At 47.8% G+C, this 12,418-nt stretch carries 14 protein-coding genes; 4 read left to right on the plus strand and 10 right to left on the minus strand.

The window, feature by feature from the left end; all coding sequences use genetic code 11:
• Window positions 1–103: 103 nt before the first annotated feature.
• The 8 genes from greA to Q0E49_RS06930 form a co-directional block, all read right to left on the minus strand.
• Window positions 104–580, minus strand: coding sequence for a transcription elongation factor GreA (greA, locus tag Q0E49_RS06895; protein ID WP_295747387.1), 477 nt, complete (start codon window positions 578–580; stop codon window positions 104–106).
• A gap of 78 nt (window positions 581–658) precedes the next feature.
• Complete coding sequence (gene udk / locus Q0E49_RS06900; RefSeq protein ID WP_295747389.1) at window positions 659–1,315, minus strand: uridine kinase; 657 nt, start codon at window positions 1,313–1,315, stop codon at window positions 659–661.
• Between the two features lie 15 nt (window positions 1,316–1,330).
• Window positions 1,331–1,696, minus strand: a complete 366-nt coding sequence (locus Q0E49_RS06905; RefSeq protein WP_295747391.1) for an endolytic transglycosylase MltG — start codon at window positions 1,694–1,696, stop codon at window positions 1,331–1,333.
• Window positions 1,696–4,122, minus strand: a complete 2,427-nt coding sequence (gene pheT / locus Q0E49_RS06910) for a phenylalanine--tRNA ligase subunit beta (protein ID WP_295747393.1) — start codon at window positions 4,120–4,122, stop codon at window positions 1,696–1,698. Before pheT ends, Q0E49_RS06905 begins: the two co-directional genes overlap by 1 nt.
• A gap of 6 nt (window positions 4,123–4,128) precedes the next feature.
• Entirely contained in the window at window positions 4,129–5,175 is a 1,047-nt protein-coding gene (gene pheS / locus Q0E49_RS06915; RefSeq protein ID WP_295747395.1) for a phenylalanine--tRNA ligase subunit alpha, read from the minus strand.
• A 298-nt stretch (window positions 5,176–5,473) separates the two neighbouring features.
• Window positions 5,474–5,812, minus strand: a complete 339-nt coding sequence (locus Q0E49_RS06920; RefSeq protein WP_295747397.1) for a helix-turn-helix domain-containing protein — start codon at window positions 5,810–5,812, stop codon at window positions 5,474–5,476.
• The gene (locus Q0E49_RS06925; protein ID WP_295747399.1) at window positions 5,790–6,329 is read right to left on the minus strand and encodes an HD domain-containing protein; all 540 of its coding nucleotides are present in this window, start codon (window positions 6,327–6,329) and stop codon (window positions 5,790–5,792) included. Before Q0E49_RS06925 ends, Q0E49_RS06920 begins: the two co-directional genes overlap by 23 nt.
• Before the next feature lie 116 nt (window positions 6,330–6,445).
• The gene (locus Q0E49_RS06930; protein WP_295747401.1) at window positions 6,446–7,213 is read right to left on the minus strand and encodes an RNA methyltransferase; all 768 of its coding nucleotides are present in this window, start codon (window positions 7,211–7,213) and stop codon (window positions 6,446–6,448) included.
• Between the two features lie 62 nt (window positions 7,214–7,275).
• On the opposite strand from Q0E49_RS06930, the gene Q0E49_RS06935 reads away from it, so the two are divergent.
• The 3 genes from Q0E49_RS06935 to Q0E49_RS06945 all read left to right on the plus strand — a co-directional run bounded on the left by Q0E49_RS06935 (window position 7,276) and on the right by Q0E49_RS06945 (window position 9,015).
• Window positions 7,276–7,548 (plus strand): acylphosphatase, encoded by a 273-nt coding sequence (locus Q0E49_RS06935; protein WP_295747403.1) that lies wholly within the window; start codon window positions 7,276–7,278, stop codon window positions 7,546–7,548.
• Between the two features lie 72 nt (window positions 7,549–7,620).
• A complete protein-coding gene (gene yidC / locus Q0E49_RS06940; RefSeq protein WP_295747404.1) occupies window positions 7,621–8,550 on the plus strand; it encodes a membrane protein insertase YidC in 930 nt (309 codons plus the stop codon).
• 54 nt (window positions 8,551–8,604) lie between these two features.
• Window positions 8,605–9,015, plus strand: a complete 411-nt coding sequence (locus Q0E49_RS06945) for a peptide deformylase (RefSeq protein WP_295747406.1) — start codon at window positions 8,605–8,607, stop codon at window positions 9,013–9,015.
• A gap of 199 nt (window positions 9,016–9,214) precedes the next feature.
• Here the strand turns inward: Q0E49_RS06945 and Q0E49_RS06950 are convergent, their stop codons facing one another.
• Window positions 9,215–10,312, minus strand: coding sequence for an AAA family ATPase (locus Q0E49_RS06950; RefSeq protein ID WP_295747408.1), 1,098 nt, complete (start codon window positions 10,310–10,312; stop codon window positions 9,215–9,217).
• A 593-nt stretch (window positions 10,313–10,905) separates the two neighbouring features.
• Here Q0E49_RS06950 and Q0E49_RS06955 point away from each other — a divergent pair.
• Window positions 10,906–12,219 (plus strand): MATE family efflux transporter, encoded by a 1,314-nt coding sequence (locus Q0E49_RS06955; protein WP_295747410.1) that lies wholly within the window; start codon window positions 10,906–10,908, stop codon window positions 12,217–12,219.
• Window positions 12,220–12,275: 56 nt separating this feature from the next.
• Here the strand turns inward: Q0E49_RS06955 and Q0E49_RS06960 are convergent.
• On the minus strand, window positions 12,276–12,418 hold a 143-nt coding region (locus Q0E49_RS06960), incomplete at its 5' end, for an ATP-binding protein (RefSeq protein ID WP_295747412.1).

A 12,418-nucleotide genomic window follows, 5' to 3' on the forward strand; every position in this document is an offset into this window, starting at 1 on the left:
TGCTGAGCTATATTTGGTCATAAAAAATACCCCACAATCATTAGACAATTTTGTCTAACAATTGTAGGGCACTTCACGCATCCGGCCTTTTTGTGTATTCGGCTTATTCAACCTTCAAAATTTTAACTTTCATCTTGCCGCTTGGAATATCAATCTCAACCTCTTCACCAACCTTGTGGCCAATCAGTCCCTTGGCCATTGGTGAATCGTTAGAAATCTTGCCGTTGAGCGGATCCGACTCGGATTCGCCGACAATTTGGTAAGTCTCAGGGTCTTCATCAGGCAGTTCCTGGAAAGTAATGGTCCGCCCCATCGTGACTTCATCCTTGTCGACGTCTTCGTTATCAATAATTACCGCATACTGCAGCATGTTTTGGATTTGGGAAATCCGGCCTTCGACAAATGCTTGCTCGTCCTTTGCGGATTCGTACTCGGAATTTTCAGATAAGTCCCCGTAACTCCGCGCAATTTTAATCCGTTTGATGACCTCTGGACGACGCTTTAGTTGAAGGTCTTCCAGCTCTTGTTCGAGCTTCTGTTTCCCTTCCGCCGTCATCGGAAAACTTTTTTCCTCAGCCATTGGTTAACACTCCTTCATAGTTAGTTCAACAGTTGCAACATTAACATTAACTGGTCAGAAAGTAAATAGGCGGACTGCTTAGTTGTTCAGTTCGCTGTGTCCCCGTTGAACCAGAATGTCCTTGACCTTGGTTGATAAGAGATCAATGGCCACCTTGTTTTGCCCACCTTCCGGCACAATGATGTCAGCGTAACGCTTGGTCGGTTCAACGAACTGGTGGTACATTGGCTTCACCGTTTTCTGGTACTGGGTAATAATTGAATCGAGTGACCGGCCACGTTCCTGCATGTCCCGCTGAATGCGCCGGATAATCCGGATGTCATCATCTGTATCAACGTAGACCTTAATGTCCATCAAGTCGCGCAGTCGCTGGTCATAGAGGATTAAAATCCCTTCAATGATGATCACATCTTGCGGTTCGGTGTGAATGGTTTCCTTAGTTCGATTAAACTCAGCATAATTGTAAACCGGCATTTCAATGGACTTACCGTTTCGCAGGTCGTGGAGCTGCTTGTACATTAAGTCATTATCAAAGGCCAGTGGGTGGTCATAGTTAACCGCCTTCCGCTCGGCCATCGTCATCTCTGACTGGTCATTGTAGTAAGTGTCCTGGTTGATAATCATAATTGAATTACCATGAAGACGGTCGTAGATGGCCTTAGCAACGGTCGTCTTCCCGCTTCCGGAACCACCAGTAACCCCGATGATTACCGGACGCTTTTTTTCGTTTGTCATTGTTATCCCTCTTCTTTATCGATGATGTGCGTAGTGCGTCTTTTGCAGTCGTGAGACGAGCTGTGGCGTTGACATGGAACGCCGCAGCACAAACCGTCCCGCTTTCACCCCATCTGACTTATGGGTTTGCAGATAATAGTCGAAAACCAGTGCGCTTCTGATTAATCCTTTGTCCTTCAACCTGGTCGCAACCTGCTTGTCAGTCGCGCCCCGCGGGATCACGACCTCCACTCGCTGGTGGTCTGTGGGATCCACCGGGTGCAAACTGTGGTCAAAAACCTGGCGAACCGTTAAGGCGGCCGCCACCATGATGACGATCACCACCAGTACAATTCGGTTTTGTCTACGTAGCTGGGTCGGTGAAAAGTGCTTTAGTTTCACTACCGCACCTTGGCGTTAAACTGCGTGGTCAACGCCTTTTCAACCTTTGCCATCGCTTGGTTGACCTGGTCTTCCTTCAGGGTGCCATCGTTGTCCAGGAAGGTTAAGGTATAAGCCAGTGACCGCATCCCCTTCGGCAAGTGAAGGCCTTCGTAGACGTCAAAGAGGTGAACTTGACGCAGGAAGGCACCACCCTTTTGATTAATAACGTCAACCACCTGCTGGTTAGTCACGTCATTTGGTAGCAGGAGGGCAATATCACGGGTAATTGATGGGTAACGGCTAATTACCCGGTAATGACGGTCACGCTTCTTCGCGGCAAAGATCAGGTCCTCATTCAGTTCAAAAACGAATGTTTCGGGAATCTTATACTGCGCTGCCGCTGTCGGGTGAACCTGGCCAACATAGCCAATCCGTTGATCATCCAGATAAATATCGGCAGTCCGTCCCGGGTGCATCCCGTCGCGGTGATGGTTAGCAACGTAGGTCACCTTGCCAGCCAAGGCAGCGTTCTTCAGGTATTGGGCGACAATCCCCTTCATCGTAAAGAAGTCGACGGCCTTGTTCTTGTCGTGCCAGTTGTCAGCCCGCAATTGGCCACAGAGAACCCCTGCCAAGTGGGTCTCTTCTCGTGGTTGCGGCTTGCCAGCCGGGATAAAGACCCGCCCGGTTTCGTAGAGCGCCACGTTAGCCACCTTACGGGCGGTATTGTAGGCCACGTCGTTCAGCAGTCCACTAACAATGCTTTCCCGACCGGCAACGTGGTCAGTGCTCATCGGGTAGTCCAGCATCAGGGGGTCAACTGGCTGTTCAATCGTGAACTGCGTTGCCCGTTCCTTGGTTGTCAGCGAATAACTGATCGCCTGGTTGAGGCCGCACGCCTGCATAACCAGCCGGCTGGCCGCTTCAAAGCGCTGCTTCTTCGTCAAGCCGCCACTCGTCCGCGTCATCGTCGGCAGGGTTGCCGGAATTTTTTCGTAACCGTACAGCCGGGCAATTTCCTCGTAGAGGTCAGCCGGAATGGAAATGTCCCACCGCCGGGCCGGGACGTCGACTTTCAGCTGGTCGTCAGACAATTGTGTTACGGCAAAGTCCAACCGCTCCATGATGGCAACGACTTCGTCCATGGTGAGTTGCAGTCCGAGTACCTCGTTGGTCTTCTTAATCGAAATCGTTACAGGGGTGGTCGAAACGTCCGGTTGCTGACCAACAACGACGCCGGAGGCAACCTTGCCGCCAGCTAATTGTTGGAGCCAGTAAGCCGCTTCGTTGAGTGCCGTTTGTACCGTCTCCGGGTTTACGCCCCGTTCAAAGCGCATCGAAGCTTCACTATGGAGGTTGAGACGGTGGGCCTGCTTTCTTACCATCACCGGATCAAAAATCGCTGATTCAAGGGCAACAGTGGTCGTGTGATCGTCAACGGCGGTCTCCTGCCCTCCCATGGTCCCGGCCAAGGCAATTGGTGTCTGACCAGCCATCACCATGATATCGCTGGCCTTCAACTCACGTTCTTCGCCATCCAGAGTAGTAAACTTAGCGCCATCCGCCGGGTGTTGGACGCTGATGTCCGTGCTTGGCAGCTTATCGTAGTCGAAACTGTGCAGCGGCTGCCCGTACTTGAGCATAATGTAGTTCGTCACGTCGACCACGTTGTTCACTGGCCGCACACCGGCATTCCACAGCTTGATCTGCATCCAGAGCGGACTGTCGGCCACCTTGACGTCTTTGATGACCCGCATCTCGTAAGCCGGAACCATCTTGGAATCATCAATCTTGACGTTGACCAGGTCGCTGGTTTGCTGATCCAGGTCTTCTGAACAGTCGTGGGTCGTAAAGTGCTTCTTCAAATGAAGAATGGCAGCAACGTCATTAACGTTGCCGTAAATGCTCAGCATATCGCCCCGGTTGGGCGTCAGGTCGGTATCGATAATGAAGTCGTCCATGCCGAGGTAGGAGTAGACTGGTTCACCAACCTTGGCGTCATCCGGCAAAAACCAGATTCCCTCGTCGTAATCCTTGGGGGCCACCTTATCGGAGAAGCCGATTTCCTGGAGAGCACACAGCATCCCGTCGGACTCTTCACCGCGGATTTTGCCGCGCTTAATCTTCACGTTATCGGCAATTCGTGCCCCGTGCAAGGCAACGATAACCTTCTTGCCGGCAACAACATTTGGCGCCCCGCAGACGATTTGGACGGTCTGGTCTGCTCCCACTTGGACCTGACAGATGTGCAAGTGGTCGGAGTTCGGGTGTGGTTGAACATCTGCCACGTAACCGACCACCAGCTTCTTTAAGCCGTCAGCTGGCGAGTAGGTACCGTTAAGGTCCACTGACTGCAGGACGATCTTGTTGGCCAGTTCGTGCGGGTCAACCTTATTTGCTCTTAAATCAAGATATTGGTCAAGCCAATTGTATGAAACTTTCATCGTACCCTATCCTTTCTCGTCAAACTGAGTTAAGAAACGCATATCGTTGAGGTAGAAGTCACGAATATCAGTGACCCCATACTTCAGCATCGCAAACCGGTCAGGGCCCAAGCCAAAGGCAAAGCCACCGTACTTCTCCGGATCCACGCCAGACATCTTGAGGACGTTGGGGTGAACCATGCCGGCACCTAAACATTCAATCCAGCCGGTACCCTTACAAATCTCACAACCCTTACCGAGACAGTTAAAGCAGGTGACGTCCGCTTCTACTGATGGTTCGGTAAAGGGAAAGTAACTTGGCCGCAGACGAACATTGAGCTGGTCACCGAAGAGGTTACGACCAACCGCCTGCAGGGTTCCCCGCAAGTCGGCCATTGTCACGTGTTCCCCTACTACTAACCCTTCTAGCTGATGGAACTGGTGGCTGTGGGTGGCATCGTCGGTATCACGGCGGTAAACCTTCCCCGGTGAAATCATCTTCAGCGGGCCCTTGCTAAAGTCGTGCTTTTCCATCATCCGGGCCTGCATTGGCGAGGTTTGCGTCCGCATCAGGATTTGGGGAGTGATGTAGAAGGTATCCTGCATATCGCGGGCCGGGTGATCCTTTGGCAGGTTCAGTTTTTCAAAGTTATATTCTTCTTCTTCGACTTCCGGACCAGTAGCCACTTCATAGCCCATCCCGACAAACAAGCGGGTTAACTGGTCAATGATCTGCTGGATAACGTGGGGTTGGCCCTGGGCAACCGGCGTACCTGGCAGGGTAACATCGACGGTTTCGGCCATTAGCTTGGCGTTCAGCAGTTCTTTTTCCATTTCCAGCTTACGTTGTTGGAGCGCCTGTTGAAGGTCCTGACGCACGTCGTTAGCATACTTACCAACTGCCGGCCGTTCCTCTGGCGACAGGTCGCGCATTCCCCGCAGAATCTGGGTCAATGGTCCCTTTTTTCCTAGCCACTTTACCCGGGCCTGGTTAATCTTATCCAGGTCTTGGCTGTTTTCAATTGCTTCTAGCCCCTGCTGACGCAGTTCGGCTAACTTTTCTTTCATGCCCATGGCAATTCCTCCTTACAGTTACGGGTAATAAAAAAACACCCCGTCCGAAAGGGACGAAGTGTTCGCGGTACCACCCTAGTTTGCGGATCTTTTCCGCACGCTCAAAATGGATAACGGCCATTTACCGGAGAATTATTAATTCCCACTCCGAAAGTGAAATTCACGTCCTCGTTAAGCGGACAACTTGCAGTCAGTGATTGTCCTTCCCTGCCAAAACGAGAAAATTACTAGCTTTCATCAACGTTTTTCTTGATAAGTCCATTTTAGGCTTGGCGAAGTTGGCGGTCAAGCCCTAAAATTAATTGGCTTGGCAATACTTATCACTCCACTGGTGGACGGCCTGCATTACTGGTGCTAAGTCCCGTCCCTCAGCCGTCAACGAGTAGTCAACCCGGCTTTCGCCCGGGTAGGTGTTACGAGAGACAATTCCGTCCGCTTCCAGCTCCTTCAGCCGTTCGCAGAGGACCCGGTCACTGCATTCGCTGACGTGGGCCGCCAAGTCCTTAAAACGCTGCGTATTTTCGTTTAACAGGACTTCGATAATCAGCCCGTTCCACTTCTTACCCAGAATGGTAAAGGTGTGGGCAAAACGCGGACAGAGCGAAAAATTATCATCATTCATTACTGTGCCTGCCATTTAATCTCCCCCTCTGGTGACGCTTATGCTTTAACTTGCTCATTTGAACTTCAACCATCCGCCGTAACGGGCCGAAAAACTCGTGTTCTGCTTCGTAGTCATCAACTAAGGACACAATCAGACTTTCTGGATAACGCGGCACCGCCATCGTTGCCCCAAACATGTGCTTTAAGATGATGTCCTTTTCTTTCTTATTCAACACGGTGATCTTCTCCGCATTGCGCAAGGCAACCCGGGGATGGATAAAGGCATGGGTCCCCAGGTCAAACTTGGTTGTCCGCCAGTCATAATAAAACATATCGTGTAAGAGCCCGGCGCGGGCAGTACTCCGGTAATCCAAATGAAGTTTGCGAGCAATCCGGTAACTGTCATACGACACCGCAATTGAGTGCTGCAACCGGTTAGAATGGTGGTGCTGGGTATAATTGGCCAGCTTCTTGACCGCCGGTTGCGCTAATAAGTCTTCGACAATCGACAAATACTCAGGATCATGACGCCATTCGTCTTTACTCTTCATTTAAAGTGCCGACCTCCTTTAATCACGTCGACCTGCTACGTTGTTGAATGGTTTTACTTACTTTATTATAGCATTATGCCACAAGTTCGCATAACGAAATGCTAGTAATCACTTCGTTATTGTTTCAGGGTAAACATTAAAATTCCCGCTGAGACAGCCACGTTCAATGATTCGGCCGCGCCCTTCATGGGGATGTAGAGGTTCTCATCGGTCCTCTTCAGTAAATCGGCCGACATCCCGTTGCCTTCGTTACCCATGATCAAAGCAAAGGTTTCACCCGGATGGACATCACGGTAGTTCTTCGCCTGCGGGTTTAGTTGGGTACCATAAACCGGTGCACCGGCCTGCTGGAAGTCCGCAACCCACTTGCGCAGGTCCCCGTTGACCAGCAATAAGTGGAACTGACTGCCCTGCATGGAACGGACAACCTTCGGGCTATACAGGTCGGCCGTTTTCTCGTTAACGACCACGCCAGTAAAGCCAGCAGCATCAGCAGTTCTGACCATCGTTCCAACGTTACCAGGGTCTTGCACCCCATCCAACATCAGCCAAGCCCCACGGATTTCTTGCGGCCGGTAATGGGTCTGCGGCAGGTCTGCCACCGCCGCAATTCCCTGGGGAGTCACCGTCGGCGTAATGTGGCGCATAATTGCCGGTATTACTTCATAAACCTCGTCGACCAGTGATACAATATCACTGTGTTGCTGCAGTTCGTCTGCAGTTCCGATTAGCTGACTGACGTGGACATGTGCTTTTAGTGCTTCTTGCACCAGGTGCCAGCCATCTAATAGGTATAAGCCGGTTTGCCGACGAAATCGCTTATTTTGTAATTTTTTCCAGTTCTTTACGTGCTGGTTATGAATTGATGTTAGCTGTTCTTGCATGATCTTCACCTCAGTCGCTCATTATACCATTTTCAGACCAATCAATAGAGAGGATTTAAGCCATGGTTAATTACCACTTAGTTATTACTGGCCGGGTTCAGGGCGTGGGCTTCCGCGGATCGACCTTGATGGTTGCTCGTGACATGGGACTCACCGGTTACGTTGCCAACCGCGTCGACGGGAGCGTCTTTGTCGCCGTCCAGGGCGACCCGGCAGTCGTCAAGTCCTTTATCCAAAAGATGTGTGACGGACCGACCCCTTACGCCCGGGTGGACCACGTTGATGTTCAGCCCGCACCATTAGAACACTTTTCAGACTTTACTGTCCGTTTCTAACACGATGGTAGCAATCAGGCGCTGAATAAGGTATGATATTAGCTACTATTGACAATAAAAGAGGAATTCATTGTGAAAAATAAACGTCACCTGTCCATTTTTGGACTGTTGTTAGTCTTGCCACTGCTGCTAGCAGGATGCGGCAAGCAGAGTAATGGTCACCCGCACGGTTTTATCTACCACTACTTTGGGTTGCCAATGATGCACCTGATGGAATGGTTTGCCAAAATGTTTAACGGCAATTATGGTTGGGCCCTGGTGGCCATCGTGGTGATTGTCCGTTTAATCCTGCTGCCACTGATGATTGACCAAATGAAGAAGAGTACGCTCAGTCAGGAACGGTTGAGCATGATTCAACCACAAATGCGGGAAATTCAGCGGAAAATGAAGGCCGCTAAGAGCCAGGAAGAGCAAGCTGCCATCAGTGCCCAAATGATGCAGCTCTACCGGGATAACAACATTAGTTTAACCGGTGGCATCGGGATCTTACCATTGTTGATCCAAATCCCTGTGTTTACCGGGCTCTATGATGCCATTCGCTACTCGCCAGACCTAGCAAAAGCCACCTTCTTTGGCGTGGCACTGGGCAAGCCAAGTATGATTGTTGCCATCCTGGCCTTTGTGGTCTACCTGGCCCAATCATGGCTGATGATGATGGGAACCCCGAAAGCTCAGCGTAAGCAGATGGGCTTTGCAATGATGCTCAGTCCCATCATGATCTTATTTATCTCTATTTCGGCTTCTGCCGGGTTGGGCTTTTACTTCCTGATTGGTGGAATCTTCGCTATCATCCAAACCATCTTCATTAACGCCTACCGGCCACGGTTAAAGGAACGGGTGAAAAAAGAAGCAGCGGCACACCCCGTTAAAAAGGTCGTCACAAGCGAGCCAACTCAGCCGTCTGCCCACCAACAAAATGTTGACCAGCTCAAAAACGACCAGCCACATCCCGACCTGCGTTCGTTAAACGCTGGTAAACAGCACCACCATCATCAAAAATAATAATTATCAGGACCCGTTACCACCGGGTCCTTCTTTATTTGAGGAGTAAATAATATGATTAAACCAATTACCCATGACCAAAAACAATTAAGCCAACCTTCCCAGACTGCAACTCGCCAGGACCTCCCGATTGCCCAGGACCTCCTTGATACCCTTGTCGCTCACCGTCAGAACTGTGTAGGAATGGCCGCTAACATGATTGGCCAGCGGAAGCGAATCATTGTTGTAACAATGGGCATGACTAACGTGGTGATGATCAACCCGCAAATGATTGCCAAAAGCAATCCCTACCAGACTATGGAGGGCTGTCTCTCCTTGACGGGACAACGGCCAACCCGCCGCTTCAAGAACATTACCGTCCGCTTTCTCAACCAGGATTGGCAACAGGTGACCCTGCCGCTGAGTGGGTGGGTGGCCGAAATTGTCCAGCACGAAATTGACCACTGCGATGGAATCCTTATATAGAGCTGTTCTTAAATAGTATTCTTCTTCACGTTCACTTCGGTTATTAGGTCAAGGAAGCAACAATAGGCCCCTAGCGTTCGGCTTACCAGAACGTTAGGAACCATTGTTGTACCGCCTGTTAACTTTTAGTATAGATAAAGGGGCTTATGTCAAAGCCACTAACAGCGGCTACGCTTTTTTCTTACACTTAACCTATCAATTAAACTTCATCGTAATAAATTGAATCTGGTGATTGAGTTGCGTCAAGGAACTTATCAAATAGCGGTAGCGTATACCTAACTATTCCTCTCCCTGCTGGTACAATTAAATGTCGAGCTAATGCACGTCGTCTGTACTGAGCGGTGTATTGTGGGGTTACTCCCATCAATTGAGCCACTTTAGATAAACTCTGTCCATTGCGCACCGCCACCAAATATTGCTTATCAACTTGCGATAAGTCCATAAAAATCTTTTGATACGCATTATCAAATAGTTCTAGTTGATATTCTAGTACTATTTCTTTTAAAGTTAACAAACCAAAAGATTGAGACTGATCCCATTGATTATACGCTAAATATCCCAATAATTGAAAAGCATAAGAATACCCCTGCACAAGCCGAACCATCTTTGAGGCAATAGCTGTAGTCGTGTTAAAGGTTTGTTTGTAAGCCAATAACATATTTCCTTGCTGTAGAGGAGCCATATTTATCTTTTCTGAACGAAGTAAGAAAGTTAGTTTTTTATCATTCTGAATATCTAACACTAAATCGGGCAGACCAGTCATTAAAACAATTATAGGCAGTCCTTGGCGTTTTAGTTCATTAAAGACTTGAGCAAAACTACGTACTAATTTGCTATTATCGATTTCATCAATTGCTACAACTACATATCTTTTATGTTCTTGGATCTTGATCATTAATTCTCGGGCAACATTAGCGGTTTGATTTCCTTGGTTAGCCGAAAAGTTAAACTCAACCCCAACTTGACCAATATTAACTGAACTTAAACCCACTTTTTTAAATAAACGTTGCGTTGTCGTTTGACTCGCAGCACTAAGTTGCTGAATAAAACTTGTTAATAAACTTTCATCATTAATTAAATCAATACAAATACAACGCTCATCCTGTTGCAATAAATGCTCTACCTGAGTCATAAAGGATGTTTTTCCTGAGCCACGAACACCAGTGATAAAAAAGGAACGAGCAAATTCACTTTGTTGGATAGTTTGTACTAATTTTTTAACTTTATTTTCAGTATCAAAATAAATCTTTGGAACATCCCCAAATGTTGGGTTAAAAGGATTAGTCAATGTTAACACCCTCTTTTAAATTCTTTTAAATAGTCTATTTATTTTTAAATTCTTTTAAATTGTTTTAAACATTATAACATACTTTAATGATACACAGCCAGAAATCATGCGACTTTAGTCATGGGATGGATATGTCCCTCAACGCTTTCATTAAGACACTTTTTCTTTTGCTCCCCGTTATTTTTTGATCTTTGATATATTTTTCTACTACGTCTTTACTCATGTTACCTAAAGTGTTCATAAGAAGAGGGTTCCGTTCACAAACTACTGACTTTAGCCGTTGGTGATTGATCAACGTGGTACTAACTAACAGTAACCATACTCTAATAGATGAAATTCTATCTTCGAACCATCCGCGAACAGCTTTATTGAAAGAATTTATTCAGTCACCAAATAAGCAATCACCTTTAAAAGTTCAATACGACGATTTTCTAGAAAAAGCTTCCATCAGTATTACTTAGCTATTAACCCAAAAAGAATTTGCGATAATTACAGCAAAAAGGTTTTTCAAGTTGAAAATTGAGCCTTTAAACAGTGATTGACGGTCGACCAATCCCGCTGGTAAAATTATCTGAATATGTTTATTTTATGGCGGTGACAGAATGAACCTGACTAAAGAGCTCAACCACTACATTAAACGGAATATTGCAGCTTCCGTTGGCCTATCCATTTATATCCTGATTGACACGATTTTTATTTCGATGACTGGTGGGTCAATCGGGATGGCAGTCCTTAACCTCTCCTTACCCCTCTTCAGCTTATTCAACTGTCTGGGGATGCTGCTGGGAGTTGGTGGGGCCGCCTACTACTCGCTCAATAAGATTAGCCATCCGGAACGGGTTGAATCACTATACAGCGAAATCATTATCTTTGCTGTCACGATTGGCTTCCTAATTGCCCTGGGGATCAATATTTTCATCCACCCCTTGCTAGCAATTCTCGGTGCCGATGCCCAGACGATTCCAATGGCAATTCCTTATGTGCGGATTCTTGCCTTTGGTGCTCCTTTTACCATTTGCAATTACGTCTCAATTAACTTCATCCGCAATGATGGTAACCCCACATTAACAATGATGGCTACCCTTATCGATACCAGTAGCGTAGTGGTTGTTGACTGGTTGCTGATTTTTGGTCTTGGTCTTCACATGGAGGGGGCAGCACTAGCTGGTATTTTTTCACCGTTATGTTCGCTATGCGTCCTAACCCGTCACCGTCATTTTGCAAATCGCCACCTCCACTGGCACTGGGTTTTGCCACGGTTATCGACCATTGGTCACGCCGCTCGCTTGGGCACTGCCGCTTTTTTGAACGAACTAAGTACTGGTGTCAGCATTTACGTTTTCAATATTGTCCTCCTCAAGCTAGGCGGCAACTACGCAATTGCGGCCTACGGTGTCATTTCTAATATTGCCATCGTAACTGTTGCCATTGCCAACGGGGTAGCATTAGGCGTGCAACCTATTGCCAGCCGCGAGTATGGTATCCATCATTTTCATAATGTCCGGCGTGCACTGAAGTATGGGTTAAAAATTACCGTCATTATCGCTATTGCTGCTTTTATTGTTCTAACTGTTTTTCGGACGCCGGTAGCTTCAATTTTTAATAGCCATCATCAAGCCATTATGATGAGATATGCCACTGCGGGGTTGCCAATTTACTTCAGTAGTACTATTTTTACCGCTATCAACCTCTTGCTAATTCTTTTTCTCACAGCGATTAACGCCGCTAGCACATCATTTTCCCTATCACTCTTGCGGGGTTACATTATTCTCTTACCAATGATCGTCTTGCTCGGCTTTACCCTGGGCATTAAGGGTGTCTGGGCTGCAGTACCAGTAACCGAACTACTGACTACAATTATTGGAGCAATTGTTACCCATAACCGCTTATCAGCAGTTCCTGATGAAAACGAATAAACAAGACAAAAAAGGACCGTCATTGAAGTGACGGTCTTTTTTGCTGTTAAAATTATTTATTCTGCTTCAACAATCGGTAAGGTTACCCGGAAAATCGACCCATAACCGAGCGAACTCTCCAAGCTAATCGTCCCATGGTAGCCTTCGACCAGCCGCTTGGCAATTGCCAGCCCAAGGCCGTTACCACCCTTCTTTCGAC

The organism is uncultured Limosilactobacillus sp. (genome assembly GCF_934202235.1).
In the GTDB taxonomy this organism is placed as follows: domain Bacteria; phylum Bacillota; class Bacilli; order Lactobacillales; family Lactobacillaceae; genus Limosilactobacillus.

Excerpts from the sequence above, each read along its gene's own strand:
- greA (WP_295747387.1), bottom strand. The coding sequence starts at position 580 with ATGGCTGAGGAAAAAAGTTTTCCGATGACGGCGGAAGGGAAACAGAAG.
- udk (WP_295747389.1), bottom strand. The coding sequence starts at position 1,315 with ATGACAAACGAAAAAAAGCGTCCGGTAATCATCGGGGTTACTGGTGGT.
- pheT (WP_295747393.1), bottom strand. The coding sequence starts at position 4,122 with ATGAAAGTTTCATACAATTGGCTTGACCAATATCTTGATTTAAGAGCA.
- pheS (WP_295747395.1), bottom strand. The coding sequence starts at position 5,175 with ATGGGCATGAAAGAAAAGTTAGCCGAACTGCGTCAGCAGGGGCTAGAA.
- Q0E49_RS06920 (WP_295747397.1), bottom strand. The coding sequence starts at position 5,812 with ATGGCAGGCACAGTAATGAATGATGATAATTTTTCGCTCTGTCCGCGT.
- Q0E49_RS06925 (WP_295747399.1), bottom strand. The coding sequence starts at position 6,329 with ATGAAGAGTAAAGACGAATGGCGTCATGATCCTGAGTATTTGTCGATT.
- Q0E49_RS06930 (WP_295747401.1), bottom strand. The coding sequence starts at position 7,213 with ATGCAAGAACAGCTAACATCAATTCATAACCAGCACGTAAAGAACTGG.
- Q0E49_RS06935 (WP_295747403.1), top strand. The coding sequence starts at position 7,276 with ATGGTTAATTACCACTTAGTTATTACTGGCCGGGTTCAGGGCGTGGGC.
- Q0E49_RS06945 (WP_295747406.1), top strand. The coding sequence starts at position 8,605 with ATGATTAAACCAATTACCCATGACCAAAAACAATTAAGCCAACCTTCC.
- Q0E49_RS06955 (WP_295747410.1), top strand. The coding sequence starts at position 10,906 with ATGAACCTGACTAAAGAGCTCAACCACTACATTAAACGGAATATTGCA.